Genomic DNA, 26467 nt, shown 5'->3' with positions numbered 1-26467 from the left:
AACAGTTACAAATTTAAAGAAAATCTTTGGAAGATAGAAATCTTTTTTGTTTACCCTACTTTAGCCCTTGCTACTAACATAATGAGCATTGCCCAACTGATAATCATACACAACCCTCCTAATGGTGTAACAGGACCTAAAAATCTCAAACTAACGCCCCAAACTTCTTGAAAAGCCAAGAAATAAATACTCACAGAGAATAAAAAAGTCCCTATTATCATTAGCAATGATGTCCACTTTTCTAATCCATTATCGAATTTTAGAAAAAAACCAATTACTAAAAGAAATAGAGCAGAGTACATTTGATACTTTACTCCTGTTTCAAAACTTGCCAATTTTTCTACGCTTAAAATCTTTTTGAAAGCATGAGCCCCAAAAGCTCCTAAAATCACAGACGTTAGTCCATAGATACCTCCTACAATGAGTGTAAATGTTTTCATACTTTTCTTATTTTCCTCTTAGCTTGTTGAGTTCTGTGATGACTTCGTGGTGGCTTACCGTTTTATCTTTAAAATAGTTTACAAAATAAGATTTTTCTTCCTCAGTTGCTCCAAACTGATTAAGAATATTAAACAAATGCATTTTCATATGTCCTTTTTGGATTCCTGTTGTTACCAACGAACGAAGAGCGGCAAAGTTTTGAGCTAATCCAGATACAGCTAAAATACTCATGAGTTCTTGAGCAGAAGGTTTACCTAATAACGCTAGTGAGAATTTAACCAATGGGTGCAGGTTAGTAAGCCCTCCTACAACACCTACTGAAATAGGCAAATCTATCCAAAATCTGAATATTCCGTTATCGGTAGTACAGTGTGTGAGTGAACTATATTTTCCGCTACGGGCAGCGTAGGCGTGAGCACAAGCTTCCGTAGCTCTGAAATCGTTTCCTGTAGCTATAACTACCGCATCTACACCATTCATAATCCCTTTATTATGAGTGGTCGCTCTGTATGGCTCTATTTCAGCGATAGCAACGGCTTGTTTAAACTTCCATGCAAATTCTTCGGGAGAAATACCGCTATCATCTTTCAAATCTTCTATCTTGCAAGAAACCTCCGCTCTAACAATACAATCAGGCGTAAAGTTAGATAGAATATTCATTACCACTTGAAGAGATTGTTTTTCGTCCTCTGTGAAATCAGCAGAAAGGTTAATTTCCTCTTTAAGTGTTTTACCAAATTGCTCTAAACAAGAGTTGATAAAGTTAGCTCCCATAGAGTCTTTAGTATCAAAACTAGCTTTAAGTTGATAATAATCATTCATTTCAGAAGTCTTATCCACCAACTCTATATCCAAAATACCACCTCCTCTATTTCTCATATTTTTGGTGATGTCTTGAGTTGCCTCAAATAGTTTTTGTCTAAGATTAAAATTGAAAAAATGTCTAATCTTGTGAGGTTCTGCTTTTAGTATAAAATGAGTGTGTCCTAGTTTCTTAGTATCAATAATGGTAGTTTTAAAACCACCTTTGTTAAGCCAAAACTTAGCCGCTTTGGAAGCTGCTGCTACCACCGAACTCTCCTCTACCGCCATAGGGAGTGCCAATAATTTCCCGTCTATTAAAAAATTCGGAGCAATACCGTAAGGCATATAAAAGTTGGAAATAGTGTTTTCTGAGAACTCGTCGTGAAGTTTTTGCAGATCTTGATTGTCGTTCCAATATTGTTGAAGTATTTTGATGTATTCTCCGTTACCTGCCAAATACTCATTAACAATCCATTCTATTTTATTTTGCTTATTTAATTTAGAAAATCCTTCTATTGGCTGATGATTCATAGCTCTTAATTTTGAGGTATCAAAGATACAACTTGATATTATAAACACCAAAGAAGAAAATAATAATAAAAAAATAAAACTGAAAACCAATATTTTAAATATGTAATGATGATTTTTTATATATTTTTTTTGCACGAAATAAAAAAAGTTGTAAATTTGCACCACTAAAAAACAACACACCTAGACCCATGGTGTAATTGGCAACACAGCAGATTTTGGTTCTGTTATTCGGGGTTCGAGTCCCTGTGGGTCTACATTAAAAAAGCAACCAATTGAGGAAATTGGTTGCTTTTTTGTTCACAAAGTGAATCTACCAAGATACAATTTCCATAAACACTAAATAAACAAAAAAGCCGAAAGGCAAATGCTCTTTCAGCTTTTAATTAACCATTAAAATCTTATTATGAAAACTTTGTTACAATAATCTAAAGCTGTACCATTTCGGTAACTTCTACATCATAGCCTGAAATAACAGGCTTCTGATTCGGGTTTTGAGTAATTACTCTAAATTTAGTTACCCCCAAATGTTTTAAAATTTGTGTACCTACCCCATACTCCATATAGTTAGCAGAGAGTGTAGGACGCTGTACTTGCCCATCTTGATAATCTAAAAACTGCTGGAGTTTTCTCATCGTATTTTCTGCGTTAGAGACATTATTGATAAATATAATAGCTCCCTTACCTTCCTCATTTATCATTTTGGTAACTTTTTCCAAAAGATTTTGCTCTCCAGAAATAAACCTGCTCAATACATCAAAATATGAACTAGAGCTCTGTACTCTTACTAAAATTGGTTCATCTTCTGTCCACTCTCCTTTCGTAAATGCAAAGTGAATTTGCTCGGTATGTTTTTCTTGAAATGCATGAAACTTAAACTCTCCGTAAAGTGTCTTTACCGTTCTCTCTTCTATTTTATTTACTAAATCTCCTTTTCTAAGACGATATTCTATCAAATCCTCTATGGAAACTATTTTAAGATCATGTTTTTTTGCCAACTCTACCAACTGTGGTAGTCTTGCCATAGTTCCATCATCATTCATAATTTCGCAGATAACACCACCTTCTTTCAGTCCTGCTAGTTTGGTAAGATCTATTGCAGCTTCGGTGTGCCCTGCTCTTTTTAGAACTCCTCCTTTTTTAGCTCTAAGTGGAAATATGTGACCTGGACGCATAAAATCAGTCGGTTTAGTAGAGCTATCCATAAGCGCTTGAATAGTTTTGGCTCTATCACTCGCCGAAATACCTGTAGAGACACCCTCCCCCAACAAATCTATAGATACGGTAAAAGCCGTTTCTTTAGGGTCGCTGGTGCGGGATACCATAATATCTAGCCCTAGCTCATCACACCTTTCCTCTGGAAGTGGTGTACATATAAGCCCACGACCATAGATAGTCATAAAATTGATGATTTCTGGTGTTGTAAGCTCCGCTGCAGAAAGAAAATCACCCTCGTTTTCTCTGTTTTCGTCATCTACAACAATGATGATTTTTCCGTTTCTAAGATCCTCCAATGCTTCTGGAATGGTATTGAGTTTTATATCTGACATCTCGTAATTTTATATTGGAAACAAAGATAATAGGATTAAAGGGTTCTGGCAAATTTTTGGAACAGATACTGAATGTATACAATATTTACTATATTTCCAAGGCATTGCGTGAGGACGAAGGGCATTGTTGGAGCTCATAATAAAACCCCAAGAAGCTTTTCTCTTGGGGTTTTATTATAGCGACTGCCCGAAGACCGACCCTAGCAGAGGGACTAAGCCTAGGCAAGGGGCACGCCCACATAAAAACTATAATTGGTCTATTTTTTCAGAATTGTGTAATTCTACTGGTTTACCTTTTTTACGAAGTTTCATATTGATGAATTCTACCGCTAACGAGAAGAAAATTGCAAAATACAAATACCCTTTAGGAATTACGCCCACCTCTTGGTCAAACAAGGAGAAATGCCCTAAATGAGAAGCCTCAGCAAGTAACATTACCCCTATCAAAATAAGGAACGAAAGCCCCAAAATCTGAATGGTTGGGTGCTGATTAACAAAATTACTTACTGGTCCAGCAAACGCCATCATAATCACTACGGAAATCACTACTGCCAAAATCATTATCGTTAATGCTCCAGCCTCCCCATACTGATTGAAACTTACCAAACCTACCGCTGTAAGGATACTATCAAAAGAAAACACCAAGTTAAGTGCAGCTATTTGTGCGATAGCAGAACCTAAAGAGGTTTTACCTGTTGAAACTTTAAGCTCTTCCTCCCCCTCTAGTTTATGGTGAATTTCGGAAACGGATTTGTAAAGCAAAAACAACCCTCCAATAAATATAATTAAACTCTGCCCCGTAACGCTACCGTGAAACCAAGACAAATGCACTCCAAATAACTCATTATTAAGACTTACTACCCACTTAATCCCAAATAACAATACTACCCTAAACACCATAGCCAAAAGCAACCCTATATTTCTTGCTTTTTTCTGGTCTTTGGGCTCTATTTTATTGGATACTATAGAGATAAAAACAATGTTATCTATCCCCAATACTATTTCTAAAAAAGTCAGCGTTAAGAGTGCTATCCAAGCATCGGCTGATGAAAATACTTCTAAAAATTCCATTATTTATTTCATTTGAATTAAGGGCGTAAAATTAGAAAAGTTTTTGAGACCAAAGAAAAAAATTTCATTATATGAAAATTATTGTTTAAATTGCGATTCATACAAGAAATACAATATACAAGTATATGCATTCATACAACGCTATAAGTGCTTCGGCAGGTTCGGGAAAAACCTACACCCTAGTTATCAGAATACTCTCTCTGTGCCTTAGAACGCCAGACGAAAAAGCCATACGCTACATTCTTGCTCTTACCTTTACCAACAAAGCTGCTAACGAAATGAAAGAGCGTATCTTACAATGGCTAGAAGCATTTACTAGAGAAGATTATCTGCAAAATAACGAGCTAAAAGCCATACAATCCTACCTAGAGACCCAAGGGATAAAACTCACCATAGAAGACCTACACTACCGTTCTAAAAAAGTTTTGGACTACATCCTGCATCACTATTCTATTTTAAACATTGGGACGATAGACAAATTTAATGCAAAACTGGTAAGGAGTTTTTCCTACGAATTGGGATTGGCACAGAATTTCAACCTAGAAATCAATAACGAGCCCTACCTCATAGAAGCAGTTGACCAACTATTAGATAAAATAGGAGAAGACCCAAAAGTTTCGGAAGCGTTTATGGATTTCGTTAATTACAACCTAGAAAATGAGGAACGAATCAATGTAAATAAAACACTGTACGACCGAGCCAAAACCTTCGTAAACGATGTCCACTACGAAGAACTACGAAAAAATGAAGCCTTTGATTGGGAAACGTACGACCATCTGAAACTAAAACTTAGAACACAGCTCACGCAACACCACAACGAGGCCTTGCAATATGCCAAAAAGGCTTTAGCACTCATTAGCGAAAATAATCTAGAAATTAAGGATTTCCAAGGCGGAGCAAGTTCTGGACTAGGAAAGTTTTTTGAAGAAGCTCTAAAGTTTTATACTGGACAGAGAGATAAATTCCCCTTTCCGTCTGATGAAGAAAAAGCTTTAGAACGCTTCCGAAAAGGTACAGCATCTAAGGACAACACCATTATAAATGCTATATTTTCCATTTTGGATACCCTTATAGAATGGAGAACACTCATCATCACAAACTATGTAACTTCGGAAAAGAAAGCCAAAATTCTTAAAGAATTGCTACCACTCAAAATCAATAAAGAAATCCGTGAGCAGCTAGAAATCATAGAAGATGAAGACGATTTGGTACTTCTTTCCAAGTTCAATATTCTAATCAAAGAAAATTTACGAGAGGAGCCATCGGCTTTTATTTATGAGAAAATAGGCACGAGATATCAGCATTATTTTTTTGATGAATTCCAAGACACTTCCAAACTACAATGGGAAAATATTATCCCACTTAGAGACCACACCATCAGCTCCGAAGACCACAGCTTTACCCTCGTAGGCGACCCTAAACAAAGTATCTACAGATTTAGAGGGGGCGATGCAGAGCAGATGCTAGACATCATCAATGGTAAAGAAGCGACAGGTGTAAACATCAACCTTGAAAATCTTGAAAACAACTGGAGAAGTGCACAAAATATAGTTCGTTTTAATAATGAACTTTATGCCTTTATGGCAAAAGATTTGGAACAGGAAGAGCACAGACACCTTTTTGCAGAACAGGGGCAACAAATAGCTAAAAGAGAAGACCTGCTAGGGCGAGTAAGAGTAAATCTAGTAGAATACGACCGAAAAGATGAAGTTTTCTTCGACGAGGTAGCCAACCAAATGTTTGAAGATATTAAAACTTGCCTAAACAACGGCTTCCAATTTTCAGACATCTGCATTATGTGCCGAACAAAAGGAGAAATAAAACAGCTATCTCAAAGATTAGGACTACTTAAAGTCAATTATAAAAATACCGAAACCTACATCAAAACCATTTCTGAAAAAGGCTTAAGTTTAGATTTATCCAAAACCCTTTTGGCAACCATAGAATACCTGAAATGGGAAAACGATACTGCTAACTATGACAGCCTTATGAGGGCATTGTATCACCTCAATAGTTTAGGACGAATTAACATAAATTTGTTCTCCGAAGAAATCACAAGCCTTCTAGAACTTAAAACTTCCGATGCAATTTTGGAAGAATTAAACAACCGATACGGCATTGGACTTAATCATCAGCATTACCTACATCTCAATCTTTATAATAGGATAGAATATTTGGTAAAACAATTTGCCGTGCCTCAGCAAGAGACCGATTTCATACTAAATTTCTTAGAAGAAGTCTATGCCTTTACCCAAAATCCAGGGAAAACTTTAAAAGATTTTATCAAATATTGGGACGAAGAAGCATCGGAAAAATCCATACAATCCTCCGAAAATATAGATGCCATCAAAATGATGACCATACACGCTACCAAAGGCTTAGAGTATCCTGTGGTATTCCTCCCAATGAAAAACAGCCATAAAGATAGTTCTTTTAATGATTGGCTATCGGTAGATTTAGAAAATTTAAAATCGGTTAATCTTAGTCAGTTCAAAAAGGAACTTTTGGTGTATGACGATACTTTGAAATCATTTTCAGAAGAAAACACCTATAAAAATAAAATCGACCGCTATTGTGTACAATATGTTGCCACTACTCGACCTGTGGAGCAACTTTTCCTATATCTCCAAAAGCCTAGTCAGTCAGGAGAAAATAAGCTAGAAATATTAGATTTTGTACAGCAATTTAACGCTACCGAACAGCAATTTGACCTTTATCCGGAGGAAAACAATTCTTATCAAAAACAAAATCGTAAGAAAAAACTAACCGAAATCAATAAACAAAGTGTAGAAATCACACCTAACACTTGTATTTCTAGCAGTATCCAAATCGCAACACCTTCTAAAAACTATCAAGAGCGAAACGAAAAAGTGCGTACAGGGATTTTCACTCACGAAATTCTATCCAAAATCAAGACTAAAAACGACATTATGCCTGTTCTATCTAGCTATCTGATAGACGGTATTATAACCAAACAAGAAAAAGCAGAGATAGAAAAAACCATTCTTTCAGTAGTGGAGCATCACTCCTATTCCTTTTATTTTGAAGAGATTGAAGAAGTTTACAACGAAAGAGATTTTATGCTAAATGGAGAGATTTTTCGCCCAGATAGAGTGGTAAAGAAAAACGGTGGCTATTACATTTTAGATTTTAAAACAGGAGCTCCTAACGATAAACATCAAAACCAAATATTAGCATACAAAATAGCTTTGGAACAATTAGACTTTAATGTATTAGGAACTGAGATTGTTTACATCTAACCTCTAAACCTAAATATAAGCATAACTCAACCACGAAAATAACCTTGTTTTTTAGCCGTTGTTGATGAGAAAATATTATCTTTGCTCAAAAGTTTTAATTATAGAATTATGTTTAAATCACTTTTCCATTGGAAAGTAGGTCTTAATGCTGTTGCAGCAATAGGCGTGTTGGTAGGGTTAGTATGGCTTACCTTCCGTTGGCTAGAACTACACACCAATCACGGTAAAGAAATCCCTGTACCCAATGTCGTAAATATGAGTATGCACGAAGCCATAAAAGCACTAGATGATGCAGGACTTGAATACGAAATAGACAGCGGAAAATACGACCCAAAATACAAATCTTTTCAGGTATTACAAATCTACCCTTCCCCAGGTTCTAGAGTGAAGGAAAGTAGAGCCATTCGTCTAAGAGTAAACCCTAGAACTTGGGCTAAAGTAACTGTACCTGATGTTCTTAACCGATACAAAAACACCGTATTCACTCAATTAGAAAGAATCGGACTAAAAGTAGGAGATACCATCTACGAGCCTAGCATTCAGCCAGATGCCGTGATAGGAATGAGATACAACGGTACTACCCTAGCTCCAGGTACTTTATTACCTAGATTTTCTACGATTGATTTAATCATTGGTAGTGGTCCTAGGAGAAACATCGCTGTACCTAATGTAGTAGGAATGACGGTAAAACAAGCTAAAATGATTATAGAGCAAAATTATTTTACTCTAGGATTAGCAGAATATGAAGACGGAAAAAGCGACGACAGCGATATTGTCTATTACCAAGACCCTGCACCGGGAAGCCTTAGAGACCAAGGTATGCAAATAGACATTTGGGCAAGTAAGAAAACTTTAGCCGAAATGCAAAGTAAAATCAACGCTTTAGACCAAATGTATAGAGTAAGGATAGCTCCTGTAACCACACCTGATTTTGGGGAAGATATTACCTACGAGCCTGAGCCTGTAAGACCAGAGCCCACTCCTCAGCCCAAACCAAAACCCGAGGTAAAAACAGAAGTAAAACCTACTCCAAAACCTGAAACGGCTAAACCAAAACCAACGGAACAAAAAAAGCCAGAGCCTAAACCTACTCCCAAACCAGTAGAGGAGAAACCAAAGGTTAAAAAAGTAGTGATAGAATAACTTTACAATAAAAACACAAAAGGCTTTGGCAATATGCTAAAGCCTTCGTTTATGATATGATAATGGAAGACTATACAGATTTTGAAGAAGAACATCTACAAAAGCCTCAACAAGATATAGATGAGACCGAAGAACTCTATGAGCATCTCAATTTAGTAGTAGATAAAAATCAAGAACCTTTAAGGATTGATAAATATTTACTCATATTTAGACAAAACTCATCAAGAAACAAAATTTCTCAAACTTGTAGAGCAGGAAATGTGGTTGTAAACGGCACTCCTGTAAAGCAAAATTATAGAGTAAAACCTGGAGATAAAGTTTCGGTACTCCTTACCCACCCTCCTAGAGAAAATGTGATTGTACCTCAAGATATTCCTATCAACATTGTTTATGAAGATGATGATTTGTTAGTTGTAGATAAAGAGGCAGGAATGGTAGTACACCCTGGTTTCGGAAATTGGGACGGCACATTGGTAAATGCCTTAGCCTATCACTTTGAGAAAAACGGACTCAAAACCGATTTAGACCGTGTAGGTTTAGTTCATCGTATTGATAAAGACACTTCTGGACTTTTAGTAATTGCTAAAAATGAGTATGCGATGAGTTTTCTCGCCAAACAATTCTTTGAGAGGACTACCAAAAGGCTTTACTGGGCGTTTGTATGGGGCAATTTAGCGGAAGACACTGGCACTATTAAGGGACACATCGGTCGTGATTTAAAGAACAGAATGCAAATGGCTGTTTATGAAGACGGCAGTCTAGGAAAACACGCCGTTACCCACTACAAAGTTTTAGAACGCTTTAGATATATGACTTGGGTGGAATGCAAACTAGAAACAGGCAGAACCCACCAAATAAGGGCTCATTTCAGGCATATTGGGCATACTTTGTTTAATGATGAACGCTACGAGGGACATCAAATTTTGAGAGGGATTAACCTACCAAAATACAAACAGTTTGTAAAAAATGTGTTTGAAGTTTTGCCTAGACACGCTTTACACGCTCATACCCTAGGTTTTACTCACCCCACCACAAAAAAAGAAATGTATTTTGAAAGCCCAATGCCACAAGATATGCAACAGGCGGTAGAGAAATGGAGAAATTACTTAAGTGCTAATTAAATTACTAAAAACAACATCACTATTTGATTTAAAAGTGTATGGAAATAGAACTCCAACCATAAAAAGTACGATTGTAATAGGAGAAGATAGAAATGTAATAGAGGAAAACAGAAATGCAACTAGGAAAAATACGATTGTAAAAGGAGAAAATAGAAATGTAACAGAGGAAAACAGAAATGCAACTAGGAAAAACACGATTGCAAAAGGAGAAAATAGAAATGTAACAGAGGAAAACAAAAATGCAACTAGGAAAAATACGATTGCAAAAGGAGAAAATAGAGCAACCTTGTAAAAAGCATTACTAAAGTAAAAAAAACAGGTCATCTTTTCGGACGACCTGTTTTATTTTTGACTTTTATACTATGATATTACAATTCTGGGTTCTTCAGCCTTGCTTCCTTAGGGAAAGGAACGGTATATCTCGCATCGCCTTGCTCTAGTTTAAAGGTTTCGCTACCAAAAATATGTGTAATTTCAGGTTGATTGGTTCGTCTTAAATCTTGCCAACGCAAACCTTCAAACGAAAGCTCTCTCGCTCTTTCTTTAAGTAATTCCGTGTAATAATCGGTATCAGACAAACCGTTTATTTTGTTTTTAAAATTAGCCAACCCCACAGCGTTGTATCTTTTTTCAGCTAATGAAATAAGCGTTGCTTTAGACTCGGGTACTTTATCTAGCATCGCCTGTGCTTCTGCCTTTATCAAAAGAACTTCTGCCACACGGAATGTGCATTTATACGCACTAGAACCTGCATTATATTTTAAAGTTTGCCAATTGCTTCCGTTTTGTTTAAAATACTTAGAAAAACGAAGGTCATTAGTTTTATCAAATAAAGCAATATGCTCATCACTCGCTCTAGAGAAAGAGTAGGTACTCGGCACTACTGGCAAATCAAGGTTCATAATAGATTCCGTAGAAGTATAACTGCTAGGTAAAACGCTGAAGTTATTAAAATCCTCCAAGTTAGAATTCAAAGCCAGTGCTTGGTTTGCTTCCTTTAAAGCATTAGCCCAATCTTTTCTGTACTGATACACTCTAGCTTTAAATGCGTGTAAAGCCGTAGTTGTAAATCTATAATTAAGCCCAGCAGAAAACTTATCTTGATTTAGTAGCTGTTCCGCAGTGGCTATATCCGAAAATATTTGATTATAAACCGCATCTAAAGTAGCTTTAGGAAAACTGCCTTCCAAATTAACTTCCGTTACCAAAGGAACGGCTAATGTAGAACCATTGCTTCCGTTATAAGCTGGAGCATAAATCCCAATGAGTTCAAAGTAAACATAAGCTCTTAAAGCATAAGCCTCTCCTAATATTTGGTTGGTATTTTCATTTTTACCAACATATTTATAAGCATTTTCTATAATATAATTGGTGTAGAAAATAGTTTCGTATAAAGATGCGTAAGGCACTTCGGTAGAACCTGGCGTCGCATTCGCTTCTCCCCAAGTGAATATCGCTTTTAAATATTCGGAAGAGTTGGCTGCCTTTACCTCATCAGATTTAAGATTGAGTAATGCCTTGTGTTGAGGGTAAATTTGATACGCTCTCGTAAGCAAAGCTCTAAAATCTTCCTCCGTCTGTGGTACTACTTTCCCCGTAGGTACTATATCTAAATATCTTTCGCAAGAAACTACACCCAAAGATAGTGAGGTTGCGATGAATAAAGTTTTTATTGTTGATTTCATTTTTTATTAAATTATTAAGTTAAATTAAAACCCTACATTAAGACCAAACACGAGGGCTTTCTGTATAGGCTGTGCATAGATATTACCGTAGGTTTCTGGGTCAAAGAAATTTTTGTGCCCATTACTGAAGACCAATAAATTTCTTCCTTCCAAAGATAATCTCATAGATTTTATCCCTGCACTTTTCAATAAGTCCGCTGGTAGGTTGTACCCTAATCTTATATTATTGATTCTGATGAAGCTCATCTCTTTAGCCCATAAATCAAAATAGTTGTAAGAATTTGTTGGGTCCCAATTAGCAAACCAGCCATAAACCACCTCTTGCCCAGGTACGGTATCTGCCCCTATAATTCTTGGCAAAGTAGATGAAGTGTTGTTAGGTGTCCAAGCATTTAGAATATCCGCAGAAGCATTAAGTCCTCTATCTATAGCCGTAAAGTTGTACGGAGCTCTACCCAATACCGTTTGTTTGATGTTGAAAGATGCCGCAATATTCAAATCCCAATTGCCTATATTGAAAGTATTGGTAATCCCTCCAAAGTATTTAGGGTCTCTATCTCCTAGATAACTAAACCAATTTTTCATTTGGTCTTGAGAATATTCGCTCGTCACATAGCCTATTCCCCAAGGGTCTGATATTTTGTAGAAGTCCACAGCAGACACTACATTTCCGCTCTTATCATAGAATAACGGAAGTCCATTAGCATCAAGACCTGCCGTTTTAATACCGAAAACTGCATTTACAGGATAGCCTTTCCCCGAAGGTAAGAAAGTATATCTACCATCATTTACCTCATCAATATTACTTCTATTCGCAGAAATATTGAAGGTGGTCGTCCATTTGAATTTATCGGTATTGATGTTATTAGTTATGAGTGAAAATTCAAAACCTCTATTCGTTAGACTTGCCCAATTGACATTAGACAAAGAGAAACCTGTTTCTAACGGAAGTTCTTTAACTCCCATAATATCAGTCCCCTTTCTCTCATATAAATCTAAAGTGAAATTAACTCGGTTGTTCCATAATCCAAAGTCTAATCCCACATCTTTAGTGGCTGTTCTTTCCCATCTTAAAAGTGGGTTTGGAGCTCCATCGTGTACTATGGTAGTTTCCGCAGTATTTAAAATTCTAGTGTTACCATAAGTACCTCTGAAATAAGGCGAAGTACCTCTATCAATATTTCCTTGAAGACCATACGACCCTCTTAGTTTAAACATACTAATCGTAGCGTTGTCTTTTAGGAAGTTTTCATTCTTAACATTCCACGCCACCGAAGCTGCCCAGATAGGGTTCCATCTCTTGTTGGTTTCTGCACCAAAGAAGTTAGTCCCGTCATATCTCACACTACCAAAGAAAGTATATTTTTTAGCATAAGTGTATGATAAAGTCCCAAAGAAAGAGGCAAAAGAGTTTTCTACTTCGGTATCTCTATTAGGAATATAGATTGGCGAAGTAGCTTGGCTATCTGGTAAATTTACAGGAACCGATGTTTTAGTCCTTGGATTGTAGCCATACATTTGGCTCATCATATCGTAGTATCTGGTTCTTCTGATTTCAGACCCTGCCAATACATTCAAATCGTGATTGCCAAATCTAGGGCTGTATTCTAGTATATTTCTGAAATTATATTCAAAATCATTAGAGTTGGTTCTTTGGAAATAATCTCCATTCGGTAAAAACGAAGTATTGGTAGACGACTGGATACTTTCTGCTATTCGTCTTCTCATAAGGTAAGTTTCTGCTGAAGCATAGCGTTCAGTTTCGCCTGTACCTATCAATAATCCAAATTGAGAGCGGTATTCTAAACCTTTAATGATTTTATAATTAACATCTAAAATAGTTCTTAACGATTTATTCGCTAATGAATATCTGGTATTCTCTCTTTCCTCTATATAGTTGTACGGAATTCTGGTATCATTACCCGAAAAGCTTTCCACATAGTTTATATCTCGGTCGTAGATGTAATTTCCGTTAGCATCTCTAGGTGCTAAGTAAGGATTAGCCGTTCTAGAGTAATAAGTAGGCGTAGTGTAGCTCCCCGAATCCGACAAAAACGAAGTCTGTTTAGTGGAAGTTCCGAATATAGATAAGCCTAAATTAAGTTTATCGCTTACCTTATAATTATTTTTTAGGGTAAGGTTAAATCTATTAAATCCTGAACCTATCACGGTAGATTTTTCGTCGTAATATCCAAAAGAAGCATAGTAGCTGTAATTATCTAAACCACCTGTGATACTCACGGCTTGTTGCTGATTAACCACATTTCTATAAAGCAAATTGCCCCAGTTGGTATTGGTATTTCTAAGCTCATTGATTTGCTTTTGCGAAAGAGGACTAAGTGCCGAGAAGCCTCCATTTCTAAAGGACACCCAGTCGTTATTAGCAGTTAAAATTCTAGACACCGCTCCATTATCTTTTCTATAATTGTCTAGGTCGGCTCTTTCTGCCATCATCAATTCCATATCTACTTTTTGGGAAGCATTCATCAGATTAAGTCTAGAGAAATCTGGTCTTAAGCTCACAAAAGTATTTGATGAAAAATTGATGCTCATTCTTCCTTTTTTACCACTCTTAGTAGTTACCAAAATAACCCCATTGGCTGCCCTAGCACCATAAATAGCGGTTGCTGACGCATCTTTAAGCACTGTGATATCTTCTATATCTTCTGGGTTGAACCCTGCGATAGAATAGTTTTTAAGCTCATTGATGTCTTGTCCCACATTGTAGGCAGGAGCTTGGTTTCCTTCTAAAGGCATTCCGTCCACCACCCAAAGTGGGTCTGTAGAACCCGAAAGTGATGCCGTACCTCTCACACGCACAGGAGCTATCTGCCCAGGTGTTCCAGAAGCTGGTGTAATCATTACCCCTGCTACTTTACCTTGTAGCATTTGATCCACAGAAGCAGTGGCTTTTTGTTCAATAGCCTTCATTTTTACCACACCTACAGAAGAAGTCAGTTTACTTTTTTCAATCTTCTGAAAACCCGTTAAAACCACTTCTTCTATTTTTCTCTCTTTGTTTTGAACCGTATCGGTTATGGTATTCTGTGCGAAGAATACCCCTGGCAAAAGAGTTAATAGTAATTTTGTTTTCATATATCTTGTTTTTATCAATTTCAGTTATTACCCAATGCTTTATTTAATCTTACCATCATATCTTGATAATGACTTTGTGTATCGTTATCGGCTTTGTTCACTGCTTTTGAGATGATTGCTCGTACCTTTATCAACTCCGCTCTTTTGGCAGAACCTACTTCCGACAATCGTTTCATTCCATCAAAATAAAATTCTAAGTTCCGTTCGTCCGCTTTATCCAAATGAGTGTGGCTACAAGCATAGTCGCACATCATTGGCATTGGGCTAAAGATGCCCTTTTCCGTTTTCTCGTACATTCTCTGCGTATCTATAATGAGAGCATCTATGTAGTTTTTTTGCGTCATTCTCTCAGCGATATTCAAAGGCTGTTTTTTAATTGATTTACTAAAAATAAATTCTCTTAAATCGTTGAACAATTCAGCTACCGTCATCACTTTTTGATGATTAAGAAACTCAAATTCTAATATTCTTAGGAGCTTATTATCATTCATAAGCCCGTACAAAATAGCGGCTTGTTTCTCTCTAAATACATTGTATGGCGACTGCTCCACCAACCCTTTAGGTGTGTTTTTAGCTGGACGGATTTTTTGGTTCAATGGAGATAAAAATAACCACTCTGGCAAAGTCAGTATATGTTTTTTTATAAACGCCAAAGCCTCTTTTTGTGTTTCGTATGGTACAGGTATATAAGAACTCTGCTGGTCGCCCTTAACGGTAGGATTAAGGTAAATCCCCCCAATATTAGCCAACACGTGATTGTTATAAACATACCATTGGTTAATCACTTGATTGTAAAAAGACTTCGCTTCGTTGTAGTTTTCTCCATTTTTGGTACTCCATTCTATGAGGTTTGGTAGCGTTTTCTTTAGATTGATGATGCCATACTCCCCTGCTTTCATCGCATTATCGCCCAAATCTTCTGCTTGCGAGCGAGGGTCTACCGTCTCCTCTTGCTGTGCTCCATAGAAGTAGAGTGGGTCTCCTTGATGTTTCTCTATCCATTTTTGCGTGATTGGCAATTCTTCTTGAGGCGTCTTTTTACCCGTCCAACGGTAACCCCAGTTAATGGCAAACTCATCATAAACTCCTATTTTCGGAGTGATTTGTTTCACGCCATCACCTTCTTGTGCCACATAGTTAAATCTAGCATAGTCCATAATAGAAGGAGCTGTACCTCCCATTTTCTCCGTAAATTCAGGCGAACGCAAAGACTCTACTGGGAATGCAAACGAAGACCCCATATTATGTTTAAGCCCAAAAGTATGCCCTACCTCGTGCGAGGACACGAACCGAATGGCATTCGCCATCTTATCGTCTGGGAATTTATTTCCTCTTACCTGTGGGTCTATAATTCCTGTTTGAACTCTCATCCAAGATTGGAGTAAAGTCATCACATTGTGCCACCATATAATATCAGACTCCAAGATTTCCCCCGTTCTAGGGTCCACTACCGATGGGCCCATAGCATTCGCCATAGAGGAGGCTGCATAAGTAATTACAGAATAGCGGACATCATCTACATCAAACTCTGTATCGTTAGGGTCTGGCAATTTCGCTGAAATTACATTTTTGAACCCAGCCTTTTCAAATGCTTTATTCCAATCGTGCACTCCATCTATAATGGCTTGTTGCCATTGTTTCGGTGTAGCTGGGTCTATGTAATAAACAATCGGTTTTTTAGGTTCTACCAGCTCGCCTCTAAGGTATTTTGCTTCGTCTTCCGCTTTAGGTTCTAGTCGCCATCTGGTAATGAGTTCTCTCTGTTCTACCTTCTGCTGACTATCCGTAAAGTACATCTTGGGGGTCGTAAAATACCCTACTCTATCGTCCGAAAAACGCCCTACCATAGGCTCTGGCAATAGCACAATATTAGTGGTAGTCCCCACCGTTAAATCGGCTTTTTCGGCAGAAGTTTTCCCCTCTGAAATTTGGGTACTGAAATAAGACTTTACTACCACATTATTAGGAAAAGCCTTTACCTCGTCTATGTAAGAATCTTTGGTTCTTACACTGCCACCCATACCGATATTATCAAACAGATTGTTAAAACTTTTGGCGTTTCCGTCAAAGACATTATTTACCTGAATTACCGCTGTGGAGTCTTTCCCTAGAGTTTTAATTTCAAAACCTTCCACTATAGACTCTCCGTAATTATCCTTTACCGAAGCCGAAATATTATCTTGCGAATTAACGGTAATTTGTGGGTCGAAAGTTTTTACCCATACCTTTTTATTGGTAGTGTCTTTATAAAATCTGATGATTTTATTCTCATAGTTCATCCCCTTGTTAATTCCAGCATTATTGATGGGAGCGGGTACAGACGATATTTTATTTACGATGAGTAGGTCTTTCCCTAGCACCTCGTTAGGAATTTCAAAATAAATCTTATCCTTTATTCTATGTATTTTGAGTAGCCCTTGTTTGGTTTCTGCTCCTTTCAATAACTTTTCGTAAGACTCAAAGCTCTCATTTTTTTTAGAATCTTCTTTCTCTGTTTTCACAGAATCTTTTGACGAAACTTTGCTTTGAGGAAAAGCCATATTTGGATACAAAAACAACCACGCAGAACAACCTAAAATCTTTAAATTCATAAACCAATATCTATTTTTCATTAAAAAAGGGGGACAAAGTTAGCCTTTTATACCCTATTTAGGGTAAACTTTAAAGTATAGATATTGAAAAATGGATAAAAATCATAAAAAATCACCCTCTCGTGCTGGAGAAGGTGATTGTATTTTTTAGTTTGAGAAACTCGCTAACTCTTGTTTTTGGCTATTGTAAACCCTATATTCTAAATATTTGAAAGAGTCTCTCGGGATAATAGTTACCCACTTTTTGTACTTTAAGTACCATTTGGTCTGTATACTCATAAGACCTTTGGTAAGATAAGCCTCCACAAACGGATGGGCATGTAGATAAAGCCTTCCTTTTTCTTTTTGCATAAGCCCTTTTAGGACTTCCGTCATTTTCTCTACAATGACTACCGGTGCTAAAATTTCACCGTCCTTATTTGGGTTTTCTTCCTTGGTTTCTATCACCGTTTCAGAACGAACCCTTTGCCTTGTAATTTGTATCAACCCAAATTTACTAGGTGGCAAAATTTTATGTTTTGCCTTATCTCGTTTCATTTCATTTTTAAGATGCTCGTAAAGCTCTCTACGATGCTCGGCATCTCTCATATCTATGAAATCTACTACTATAATGCCTCCCATATCTCTAAGCCTTAGCTGTCTTGCAATCTCTGTAGCTGCCATTCTGTTCACATTAAAGGCGTGCTCTTTATTGGCTTGGCTTCCTGCGGTTATATTGTTACCAGAATTTACATCTATTACATGCAATGCTTCTGTATGTTCTATAACCAAATAGGCTCCTTTGGAGCTAGGGATATTAACGTGCTTACCAAAGCTCTGCTTAAGCTGTTTTTCTACATTATAGTATTCTAATAGTGGGATATGATGCTCATAAAACTCCACTATATTTTTCCTCTCTGGTGCAATTACCTCTAGGTAATTTTTCATTTCTTGCACCATATCTTCATCATCACAGATGATGCTTACAAAATCTGCATTAAAATTATCCCTTAGGATAGCAGACGCTTTTTCTTCCTCACTTAGGATTTTAGAAGGTACTTTGCCTCGTTGTATGTTCTTAAAACAAGTCTCCCACTTCTGAATCAACTGGTTCATACCGTTATGGAGCTCGGCTACTTTTTTACCTTCTGCTACGGTTCTTATAATTACACCGAAACCTTCTGGCTTGATGCTTTCTATAAGCGTTCTTAGGCGTTCTCTCTCTGCCGAGTCTTTAATTTTCTTTGATACCGAAACTTTTTGGTCAAATGGTATCAATACTAAAAAACGCCCCGTAAGAGAAACTTGGGTAGAAATTCTAGCTCCTTTGGTAGAGATAGGCTCTTTGGTAACTTGTAGCAAAACTACATCGTCCTTAGCCAAAACGCTATCTACCATACCGTTTTTATCCAACGCTTTTTCTATAGGAAAGTTCTTTAAACCTGAATCGTTTTTCCGTTTAGATAAAGTTTCGTTGAGAAATTTACGATAGGTAAGATACTGCGGTCCTAAATCCTGATAATGCAAAAAGGCATCTTTATCGTAGCCTATATTTACAAAAGCGGCATTAAGGTTAGGGGCTAGCTTTTTAATCTTCCCGAGGAAAATATCTCCTACAACAAAATCGCTCTCTTGTTCTTGTTCGTGTAGCTCAAATAAGCGTCCGTCTTCTATCAATGCAATCTTAGAAGCACCGCCTTCGTTAGATATTAGCAGTTCTTTTTTCATTCTAAAATTATATTAGATAGTTAAACAAAAATATAGTTGATGTATTTTACCTTGATAAAACATCAACTATATTATATTTAATAAGAGATTATGACTTATTTCTTCTTCTTGTGTCTGTTTTGTCTTCTTCTCTTCTTTCTCTTGTGAGTTGCTACCTTGTGTCTTTTTCTTTTCTTTCCGCTAGGCATAGTTTATATTTTTTATGTTAATAAATAAATTGAATTTAATCCTTTACTGGAACTTTAGTTTTTACTCTTTCTGCAAAAGATTTAGATGGTTTAAACGCTGGAATATTATGTGCAGGAATTTCTATCGCTGTATTTTTAGAGATATTTCTTCCTGTTTTAGCAGCACGAGTCTTAATAATGAAAGAGCCAAAACCTCTTAAGTAAACATTGTTACCTTCATAAAGAGAACCTCTTATCTCTTGCATAAAAGCCTCTATTACTTTCTGCGTGTCATTCTTCTCAATACCCAACTTGTTAGATATGGTATTTACCAATTCTGCTTTTGTCATTTCCTTTTTTGTTTTTATTTTTGGTGTGCAAATATATAACTTATTTTTGAAAACAAACAAACAAAACCCTGATTTTCTAAACATTGGCTTTAGAATACTCCAATGGTACAAGCAAAACGCTAGAGACCTACCTTGGAGAGCTACTAAAAATCCTTATAATATTTGGATTTGTGAGATTATTTTACAACAAACCCAAGTACAGCAAGGGCTTCAGCATTACCTTAATTTTATAGCCAGATTTCCTGATGTAAAATCTTTAGCAGAAGCAGATACAGACGAGGTACTCCTCTACTGGAAAGGTTTAGGCTACTACTCTAGAGCCATCAATCTACAATATGCTGCTAGACAAATTATGCAAGATTTTGGAGGAACATTCCCTACCAATCACAAAGACATTCTAAAACTAAAAGGTATAGGAAAATATACCGCCGCTGCTATTTGCAGTATATCATATCAGTTGCCCTACCCTGCCATAGATGGTAATTTTTACCGTGTTTTTTCTAGATTTTTTGCCGATGATTTTGACATTTCAAAATCTAATGCGTTTGATTATTTTTCGGAACTTACCAAAGACTTCATCCCTAAAGATAACCCTGGGGATTTCAACCAAGCAATTATGGACTTAGGCTCTGGCATTTGCAAACCTAAACAACCCTCGTGCGGATTTTGTCCTTTAAATAAAGATTGTATCGCTTTTAATACAGGGACAATAGATAAATTCCCTGTTAAAATAAAAAAGGTAAAAACCGAAGACCTAAAACTAAAATACTACTTTATCCATCACAATGATTTTTTTGTCGTAAAGAAACGAGACCGTTCTTCTATCTGGAAAAACCTTTATGATTTTCCAGAATTTTTACCTGAACATTTAAAAGAGTACATCTCCAACCATAATACAGTTAAACACAAACTCACACACAAAAATTTAGAAATAGAGCTTGTTACTGTTACCTTACCTAGTGTTAAGCTATTAGAACAATTTGCTCACGACCATAATAACTTCAATTTTGTGGATTATGAAAGTTCGCAGCAAAAATCGTTTCCGAAACCTTTAGAAAACTACATTGATAAAACTTTCAACAAATAGCATTTTTACCACCTTAATTGGTAAGTATTTTTTATTTTTGCACAATGTTTAAAGTTATCACACTTTCCATTATCTTGGTCTTTACTCTCATCGGATGTAAAGGAGAAACCTTACCCAAACCTAAAGGAGAGCTCCGCTTAGAGTATCCCAAAGCACATTATCAACCCTTTAACAATACTTGTAATTATACTTTTGAGTTCTCAGATTTTGCTAAAGTAACACCAGCTAAACAGAGAGAATGTTGGTTTAACCTCAGCTATCCTAAAATGAAAGCTAATGTGTTTTTAACCTACTTCCCTATAAAAAACGACTTTCAGTTACATGTAAAAGAGGCTGAAAAAATGGTTTACGAACACACTATAAAGGCCAGTGCCATAGAAACCAAATCTTTTAGCTATCCTGAAAAAAGAGTTTTTGGCAACTTTTACGAACTAAAGGGCGAGTCTGCATCTAACATTCAGTTTTTTATCACAGATAGCACTCACCATTTTATAACAGGGAATTTATATTTTAACTCTCGCCCCAAACCAGATTCTCTTGCCCCTGCGGTAGAATACATAAAAACAGATATACTCCACTTAATAGAAACCTTCCAGTGGAAGAAATAATTATAAAAATTCAAACAGAAAAACAATGAAACTTTTAGCTGTAGGAACTGTTGCTTTTGATGCCATAGAAACCCCTTTTGGAAAAACCGACAAAACACTAGGTGGTGCTGCCACTTATATAGGATTAGCCGCTTCTGTAATGGAGGCTAGTGTAGGGCTGGTTTCTGTGGTAGGAGGAGATTTCCCTCAAGAAGAATTAGATATGATGCTGCGTAAAAACATCAATATTGATGGAATAGAAATTATCCCTAACGGAAAAACCTTCTTTTGGTCAGGGAAATATCATAGCGACTTAAATGTTAGAGATACCGTATCTACAGAACTGAATGTTCTTGAAAACTTTGACCCTAAAATCCCAGAAAAAGCTCAAGAGGCAGAGGTTTTACTATTAGGAAACCTGCACCCTGCGGTACAAATGTCGGTTCTTAACAAAATGAAAAACCGCCCCAAGCTCGTTATCCTAGACACTATGAACTTTTGGATGAAGCATACTTGGGATTTATTATTAGACATTATTTCTAAAATAGACATCATTTGCATTAACGACGAAGAGGCTAGACAACTTTCTGGAGAATATTCTTTAGTAAAAGCCGCTCAGAAAATCCGAAAGATGGGACCTAATTTCGTTATCATTAAAAAAGGAGAACACGGAGCTTTACTCTTTGATAAAAATCAAATCTTTGCAATTCCTGCTTTACCTTTAGAAGATGTGTTTGACCCTACAGGTGCGGGAGACTCTTTTGCTGGAGGATTTGCCGCATATCTTGCTAAAACCCAAGATTATAGCTTTGAAAATATGAAAACCGCTCTAATGATGGGTTCTGCTATTGCTTCTTTTACGGTAGAAAAATTCGGTACAGAAAGACTTGCCAATATATCAGAAACTATGCTTAAAGAAAGAATACAAGAATTTAAAAAGTTAACTGCCTTTGAAGTAAAACTTTAAACAGCTACAAATTTTAAGAAATAATTATAATAAAATATTAAGAGTTATTGTTTAATAATTCTATTTTTGCAACTTAGGTTTTAAATTTAATTAAATATGAACTATAAACATAAAATTACCTTCCTACTGAGTTTTTTTATCACATTACTTTCGTTTAACGCTCATGCACAGCTTAAACCTGGGGACTTAGTGGACGGGATAGCCGCAGTAGTAGGCAACGAAATAGTTTTAGAATCAGATATAGAACAGCAAGAGAATTATGCTCGTCAGCAAGGGGCACAAACGGCTAATAGATGTGAGTTCTTGGAAAAAGTATTAAGCAATAAGTTACTCATCTACGAAGCAAAGAAAGACACCTTAATAGAAAATCACTCTGAAGCTATTAAGCAACAGGCAGAAGCCAAGTATAACGAACTTTTAGCACAATTCCCGTCAGAAAAGGAGCTTCTAGCAGCTTACAAATTCAGAAATTCATTTGAGATGAAGTCTGCAATAGAGCAAATTGATACTGACCAATATTACGGACAAGCTAAATATCAAAGAATTACTAGCGGTGTTAACATCACACCAAACGAAGTTACCGACTTCTACAACATCTATAAAGGGCAACTTCCTATGGTGAAAGACGAAATTTCGTTAGCAAAGATTACACTTTATCCTAAATTAACAAAGGAGCATCAGCAAAAATTAATTGATAAACTTAACCAAATCAAGAAAGATATAGAAGGCGGTGAAAGTTTTGAAAAAATGGCAAGGATATATTCCGAAGACCCAGGGTCTGCTGCTACTGGAGGTCTATACAAAAACATCGCAAAGGGAGCTATGGTAAAAGCTTTTGAAGCCGCTGCTCTCAATTTACAAGAAGGCGAACTTTCTAAACCTATAGAGTCTGAGTTTGGGTATCACCTTATACAGCTTATTAAGAAAAGTGGTAAATTCTATGATGCTAGACATATACTACTAAAAGCAGAACCTAACACGGAAGAAATAGCTGCAGCTAAGAAAGAACTAAATGAAATAAGAAAGCAAATAGAAGACGGTAAAATTACCTTTAAAGAAGCGGCTTACAAATACTCTGATGACAAAGCTACCAAATTTAACGCTGGAGTTATTTCTACACCTGGAGGTTCTGACAGACTAGAAAAACTGCACCTTCCTGCAAATTACAGCTACCAGATTGTGGGATTAAAGGTAGGAGATATTACAGAGGCGTTTGAAGATGTAGCAGATAGAGATAAAAAAGTGGTAAGCATCGTTAAAGTTTTAGAGGAAATCCCTGCACACTCACTTGACTTAACTTCTGACTACGAGAGAATTAAAAACTACGCCTTAGAACAAAAAAAGGGTAAAGTTATGGAGAAATGGATTGTTGAAAAACTACCAGATACTTTCATATCTATTGATGGGCGTTACAAATCTTGCCAATTTGATGTAGATTGGAACAAACAAGCTCTTACCAAATAAGATAAAACACAAAAAAACAGCTAAAACTAATTAGCTGTTTTTTTATACCTATAATTAAAAAAGGATTGTTCTTAGAGAACAATCCTTTTTGTTTTTTATAAACTTTGAGCTTTTTCGTAGGCCTTTGGTAAACCTTCTAGGTTTTTACCACCTGCTGTGGCAAATCCTGGGTTACCACCGCCACCACCTTGTATCTCTTTAGCCAACTCTTTCACTATAACTCCTGCATTATAGCTATCACCTAAATCGTCAGAAACACCCACGCTTATCATCGGCTTATCGTTAGCATCAGAAAGGATAACTATTACTGAAGTAGGCACCTCTTTTTTAAGCTGAAATACAATATCTTTAACTGATGCTGCATCTAGAGAAGTCATTTTCACTAATAGATTCTTACCCTCTTTAGAAACAAACTGATTTTTCCAATCTGCCGTTTCATTTTTAGCTAACTCTTTTTTGATAGCTTCTAATTCTGATTTCAACTTCTGATTTTCCTCCAACAACTTTTCTACTGATTTCTGAACATCTTTAGTTTTTAATGCAAGAGACAGTTGAGTCATTTGCTCCTCCAACTCTTTAAAATAGGCATTTGCTTTTTCGGAAGAGATAGCCTCTATCCTACGAATACCTGCCGCAGTAGAACTTTCGGAAACAATTTTGAACAAACCTATCTCACTTGTAGATTTAGCGTGAGTACCACCACACAATTCTTTAGAACTTCCAAACTGAATCATTCTGACATTATCTCCATATTTCTCTCCAAAAAGAGCCATTGCTCCTTTGTCTAGAGCTTCCTGTATTGGGATATTTCTGTACTCTTGTAAGCTAATATTCTCTTTAATTTTAGCGTTTACTTTTTCTTCCACTAAAGCAATCTCCTCATCGGACATTTTACTGAAGTGAGAAAAATCAAATCTCAAATAATCTGCTCCCACAAAAGAACCTTTCTGCTCCACATGAGTTCCTAGAACTTCTCTAAGAGCCTCGTGTAAAAGGTGTGTAGCAGAGTGGTTAGCTTGTGTATTTCTACGCAATCTGCTATCCACAACCGCTGTAAACTCTTTCTCTGGTGCTTGTGGCAAATCTTTAATAAGGGAAATATTAAGGTTATTCTCCTTTTTGGTGTCTAATACTTCAAACTGACCTTCCTCACTTTCTATATAACCTTTATCTCCTACTTGTCCCCCACCTTCTGCATAGAACGGTGTTTGGTTAAACACCACTTGGTAGAATACACCGTCTTTATTTTCCAGTTTTCGGTACCTCGTGATGAACACCTTATGTTCTAACTGGTCATAACCTACAAAAGACTCCGTTTCATCTTTTAAAGTAACCCAATCGTACACTTTCTGAGCCGAAGACTTTTTAGAACGCTGCTTTTGTTTCTCCATTTCCTCATCAAAGCCCTTTTCATCTACGGTAAGTCCTTTTTCCTCTGCTATAATTCTAGACAAATCCGCAGGGAAACCATAAGTATCATACAGCTCAAAAACTTCTGCTCCAGGTAAAGTCTTTTCACCCTTTTTAAGCGTTTCTTGAATAATATTTTCTAACCTTACTAAGCCGTGTTCTATGGTTTTAAGGAATGAGTTTTCCTCCTCCTTAATCACTTCTGTAACCAGTTTCTCTTGCTTTTCTATCTCTGGGAAAAATGCTCCCATTTGATTTTTAAGCACTGCCACAAGTTCGTACAAGAACACCTCTTTCATATCTAAGAAACGGTACGAGTAAGAAATGGCACGGCGTAAAATTCTTCTGATAACATAGCCTGCCCCCGTATTAGACGGCAACTGACCGTCAGCAATAGCAAAAGATACCGCACGGATATGGTCCACTACCACTCTTATTGCAATATCTTTCTCATTGTCTAATAAGCCTTCGTACTTTTTTTGAGAAAGTTGCTCTACTTTAGCAATTAAAGGCGTGAAGACATCAGTATCATAATTAGAAGTTTTACCTTGTAGTGCCATACATAACCTTTCGAAGCCCATACCTGTATCTACATGTTGAGCAGGAAGTTTCTCTAAGCTACCATCAGCTTTGCGGTTAAACTCCATAAATACGAGGTTCCATACTTCTACAACCTGCGGATGGTCTTGGTTCACCAAATCTTTACCTGAAACTTTGGACTTTTCTTCCTCGCTTCTTAAATCAATATGAATTTCCGAGCAAGGTCCACAAGGTCCAGATTCGCCCATTTCCCAAAAGTTATCCTTTTTATTTCCGTTAAGAATTCTATCTTCAGCAATGTAAGACTTCCAGCAGTTGTACGCCTCTTGGTCTCTCTCTAGATTTTCGGTAGCATCACCTTCAAAAATGGTAACATATAAGTTTTCCTTTGGGATTTTATAAACCTCCGTAAGTAGCTCCCACGCAAAAACAATTGCCTCTTTTTTAAAGTAGTTTCCAAAAGACCAGTTGCCTAGCATTTCAAACATTGTGTGGTGGTAGGTATCTCTCCCCACATCGTCTAAGTCGTTATGCTTCCCAGACACACGCAAACATTTTTGTGTATCTGCAATTCTAGGAGCTTTAGGTGTTTTGTAGCCTAAAAAATAATCCTTAAACTGCGTCATTCCAGAATTAGAAAACATCAGTGTAGGGTCGTCTTTCAATACTATTGGTGCGGAAGGCACTATAAGGTGTTCTTTACTTTTAAAAAAATCTAAAAAAGCCTGTCTTATCTGCTGTGAAGTCATTATATATACTATCTAAATTACAATCGTTGGCAAATTTACACAAAAATCATATAAAACAGTGCTATTAGCACCAACTTACAATACTGAAAATTAGTCCTCTTACTTTTATTTTCATAAAACAAAATATTCTGTTATATTTGAAACCTCAC

At 36.6% G+C, this 26467-nt stretch carries 18 protein-coding genes and 1 tRNA gene; 9 read left to right on the top strand and 10 right to left on the bottom strand.

What is annotated here, in order from left to right:
• Window positions 1-50 precede the first annotated feature (50 nt).
• Together RA0C_RS08955 and RA0C_RS08950 are read right to left on the bottom strand one after the other, a co-directional pair.
• Window positions 51-440: a DUF423 domain-containing protein gene (locus RA0C_RS08955; RefSeq protein WP_004919720.1), complete on the bottom strand. Its 390-nt coding sequence runs from the start codon at window positions 438-440 to the stop codon at window positions 51-53.
• Between the two features lie 7 nt (window positions 441-447).
• A complete protein-coding gene (locus tag RA0C_RS08950; protein ID WP_004919722.1) occupies window positions 448-1776 on the bottom strand; it encodes a hydroxymethylglutaryl-CoA reductase, degradative in 1329 nt (442 codons plus the stop codon).
• A gap of 182 nt (window positions 1777-1958) precedes the next feature.
• On the opposite strand from RA0C_RS08950, the gene RA0C_RS08945 reads away from it, so the two are divergent.
• Window positions 1959-2030: transfer RNA gene (locus tag RA0C_RS08945), tRNA-Gln, on the top strand.
• Between the two features lie 171 nt (window positions 2031-2201).
• Here the strand turns inward: RA0C_RS08945 and ribB are convergent.
• Together ribB and RA0C_RS08935 are read right to left on the bottom strand one after the other, a co-directional pair.
• Entirely contained in the window at window positions 2202-3323 is a 1122-nt protein-coding gene (gene ribB, locus RA0C_RS08940; protein ID WP_004919723.1) for a 3,4-dihydroxy-2-butanone-4-phosphate synthase, read from the bottom strand.
• Between the two features lie 246 nt (window positions 3324-3569).
• Complete coding sequence (locus RA0C_RS08935) at window positions 3570-4394, bottom strand: TerC family protein (RefSeq protein WP_004919725.1); 825 nt, start codon at window positions 4392-4394, stop codon at window positions 3570-3572.
• A gap of 125 nt (window positions 4395-4519) precedes the next feature.
• Here RA0C_RS08935 and RA0C_RS08930 point away from each other — a divergent pair, with 125 nt between their 5' ends.
• From RA0C_RS08930 to RA0C_RS08915, 4 genes are all read left to right on the top strand, one after another.
• Window positions 4520-7654, top strand: coding sequence for a UvrD-helicase domain-containing protein (locus tag RA0C_RS08930; protein WP_004919727.1), 3135 nt, complete (start codon window positions 4520-4522; stop codon window positions 7652-7654).
• Window positions 7655-7762: 108 nt separating this feature from the next.
• Window positions 7763-8797, top strand: a complete 1035-nt coding sequence (locus RA0C_RS08925; RefSeq protein WP_004919728.1) for a PASTA domain-containing protein — start codon at window positions 7763-7765, stop codon at window positions 8795-8797.
• A 62-nt stretch (window positions 8798-8859) separates the two neighbouring features.
• Window positions 8860-9918, top strand: coding sequence for an RluA family pseudouridine synthase (locus tag RA0C_RS08920; RefSeq protein ID WP_004919730.1), 1059 nt, complete (start codon window positions 8860-8862; stop codon window positions 9916-9918).
• The gene (locus RA0C_RS08915; protein WP_004919732.1) at window positions 9908-10210 is read left to right on the top strand and encodes a hypothetical protein; all 303 of its coding nucleotides are present in this window, start codon (window positions 9908-9910) and stop codon (window positions 10208-10210) included. Before RA0C_RS08920 ends, RA0C_RS08915 begins: the two co-directional genes overlap by 11 nt.
• A gap of 76 nt (window positions 10211-10286) precedes the next feature.
• Here the strand turns inward: RA0C_RS08915 and RA0C_RS08910 are convergent, their stop codons facing one another.
• The 5 genes from RA0C_RS08910 to RA0C_RS08890 form a co-directional block, all read right to left on the bottom strand.
• Window positions 10287-11603 (bottom strand): RagB/SusD family nutrient uptake outer membrane protein, encoded by a 1317-nt coding sequence (locus tag RA0C_RS08910; RefSeq protein ID WP_004919734.1) that lies wholly within the window; start codon window positions 11601-11603, stop codon window positions 10287-10289.
• 24 nt (window positions 11604-11627) lie between these two features.
• Window positions 11628-14699 carry a SusC/RagA family TonB-linked outer membrane protein gene (locus RA0C_RS08905; protein ID WP_004919736.1) on the bottom strand — a complete coding sequence of 1024 codons (3072 nt, stop codon included), beginning with the start codon at window positions 14697-14699 and terminating at the stop codon, window positions 11628-11630.
• Window positions 14700-14719: 20 nt separating this feature from the next.
• Window positions 14720-17311 (bottom strand): zinc-dependent metalloprotease, encoded by a 2592-nt coding sequence (locus RA0C_RS08900; protein WP_014411350.1) that lies wholly within the window; start codon window positions 17309-17311, stop codon window positions 14720-14722.
• A 126-nt stretch (window positions 17312-17437) separates the two neighbouring features.
• The gene (locus tag RA0C_RS08895) at window positions 17438-18997 is read right to left on the bottom strand and encodes an Rne/Rng family ribonuclease (protein ID WP_013447132.1); all 1560 of its coding nucleotides are present in this window, start codon (window positions 18995-18997) and stop codon (window positions 17438-17440) included.
• A gap of 223 nt (window positions 18998-19220) precedes the next feature.
• The gene (locus RA0C_RS08890; RefSeq protein ID WP_004919742.1) at window positions 19221-19514 is read right to left on the bottom strand and encodes an HU family DNA-binding protein; all 294 of its coding nucleotides are present in this window, start codon (window positions 19512-19514) and stop codon (window positions 19221-19223) included.
• Between the two features lie 46 nt (window positions 19515-19560).
• On the opposite strand from RA0C_RS08890, the gene mutY reads away from it, so the two are divergent.
• The 4 genes from mutY (at window position 19561) to RA0C_RS08870 (ending at window position 23619) form a co-directional block, all read left to right on the top strand.
• A complete protein-coding gene (gene mutY / locus RA0C_RS08885; protein ID WP_004919744.1) occupies window positions 19561-20601 on the top strand; it encodes an A/G-specific adenine glycosylase in 1041 nt (346 codons plus the stop codon).
• Between the two features lie 44 nt (window positions 20602-20645).
• Window positions 20646-21209, top strand: a complete 564-nt coding sequence (gene gldD, locus RA0C_RS08880) for a gliding motility lipoprotein GldD (RefSeq protein ID WP_004919747.1) — start codon at window positions 20646-20648, stop codon at window positions 21207-21209.
• Between the two features lie 25 nt (window positions 21210-21234).
• Window positions 21235-22155, top strand: a complete 921-nt coding sequence (locus tag RA0C_RS08875; RefSeq protein WP_004919749.1) for a PfkB family carbohydrate kinase — start codon at window positions 21235-21237, stop codon at window positions 22153-22155.
• A gap of 96 nt (window positions 22156-22251) precedes the next feature.
• Window positions 22252-23619: a peptidylprolyl isomerase gene (locus RA0C_RS08870; RefSeq protein WP_004919750.1), complete on the top strand. Its 1368-nt coding sequence runs from the start codon at window positions 22252-22254 to the stop codon at window positions 23617-23619.
• Between the two features lie 95 nt (window positions 23620-23714).
• Here RA0C_RS08870 and alaS read toward each other — a convergent pair whose 3' ends face one another.
• Window positions 23715-26318 (bottom strand): alanine--tRNA ligase, encoded by a 2604-nt coding sequence (gene alaS, locus RA0C_RS08865; protein ID WP_013447131.1) that lies wholly within the window; start codon window positions 26316-26318, stop codon window positions 23715-23717.
• Between the last annotated feature and the right edge of the window lie 149 nt (window positions 26319-26467).

The sequence above is a fragment of the Riemerella anatipestifer ATCC 11845 = DSM 15868 genome, from assembly GCF_000252855.1.
In the GTDB taxonomy this organism is placed as follows: domain Bacteria; phylum Bacteroidota; class Bacteroidia; order Flavobacteriales; family Weeksellaceae; genus Riemerella; species Riemerella anatipestifera.
Note: the sequence above shows the minus strand (reverse complement) of the source record. Positions and strands in the feature narration are given on the sequence as shown.

Bases quoted from the DNA above. Each gene is read 5' to 3' on its own strand.
- RA0C_RS08955 (WP_004919720.1), bottom strand. From the start codon at position 440: ATGAAAACATTTACACTCATTGTAGGAGGTATCTATGGACTAACGTCT.
- RA0C_RS08950 (WP_004919722.1), bottom strand. From the start codon at position 1,776: ATGAATCATCAGCCAATAGAAGGATTTTCTAAATTAAATAAGCAAAAT.
- ribB (WP_004919723.1), bottom strand. From the start codon at position 3,323: ATGTCAGATATAAAACTCAATACCATTCCAGAAGCATTGGAGGATCTT.
- RA0C_RS08935 (WP_004919725.1), bottom strand. From the start codon at position 4,394: ATGGAATTTTTAGAAGTATTTTCATCAGCCGATGCTTGGATAGCACTC.
- RA0C_RS08930 (WP_004919727.1), top strand. From the start codon at position 4,520: ATGCATTCATACAACGCTATAAGTGCTTCGGCAGGTTCGGGAAAAACC.
- RA0C_RS08925 (WP_004919728.1), top strand. From the start codon at position 7,763: ATGTTTAAATCACTTTTCCATTGGAAAGTAGGTCTTAATGCTGTTGCA.
- RA0C_RS08920 (WP_004919730.1), top strand. From the start codon at position 8,860: ATGGAAGACTATACAGATTTTGAAGAAGAACATCTACAAAAGCCTCAA.
- RA0C_RS08910 (WP_004919734.1), bottom strand. From the start codon at position 11,603: ATGAAATCAACAATAAAAACTTTATTCATCGCAACCTCACTATCTTTG.
- RA0C_RS08905 (WP_004919736.1), bottom strand. From the start codon at position 14,699: ATGAAAACAAAATTACTATTAACTCTTTTGCCAGGGGTATTCTTCGCA.
- RA0C_RS08900 (WP_014411350.1), bottom strand. From the start codon at position 17,311: ATGAAAAATAGATATTGGTTTATGAATTTAAAGATTTTAGGTTGTTCT.
- RA0C_RS08895 (WP_013447132.1), bottom strand. From the start codon at position 18,997: ATGAAAAAAGAACTGCTAATATCTAACGAAGGCGGTGCTTCTAAGATT.
- RA0C_RS08890 (WP_004919742.1), bottom strand. From the start codon at position 19,514: ATGACAAAAGCAGAATTGGTAAATACCATATCTAACAAGTTGGGTATT.
- gldD (WP_004919747.1), top strand. From the start codon at position 20,646: ATGTTTAAAGTTATCACACTTTCCATTATCTTGGTCTTTACTCTCATC.
- RA0C_RS08875 (WP_004919749.1), top strand. From the start codon at position 21,235: ATGAAACTTTTAGCTGTAGGAACTGTTGCTTTTGATGCCATAGAAACC.
- RA0C_RS08870 (WP_004919750.1), top strand. From the start codon at position 22,252: ATGAACTATAAACATAAAATTACCTTCCTACTGAGTTTTTTTATCACA.
- alaS (WP_013447131.1), bottom strand. From the start codon at position 26,318: ATGACTTCACAGCAGATAAGACAGGCTTTTTTAGATTTTTTTAAAAGT.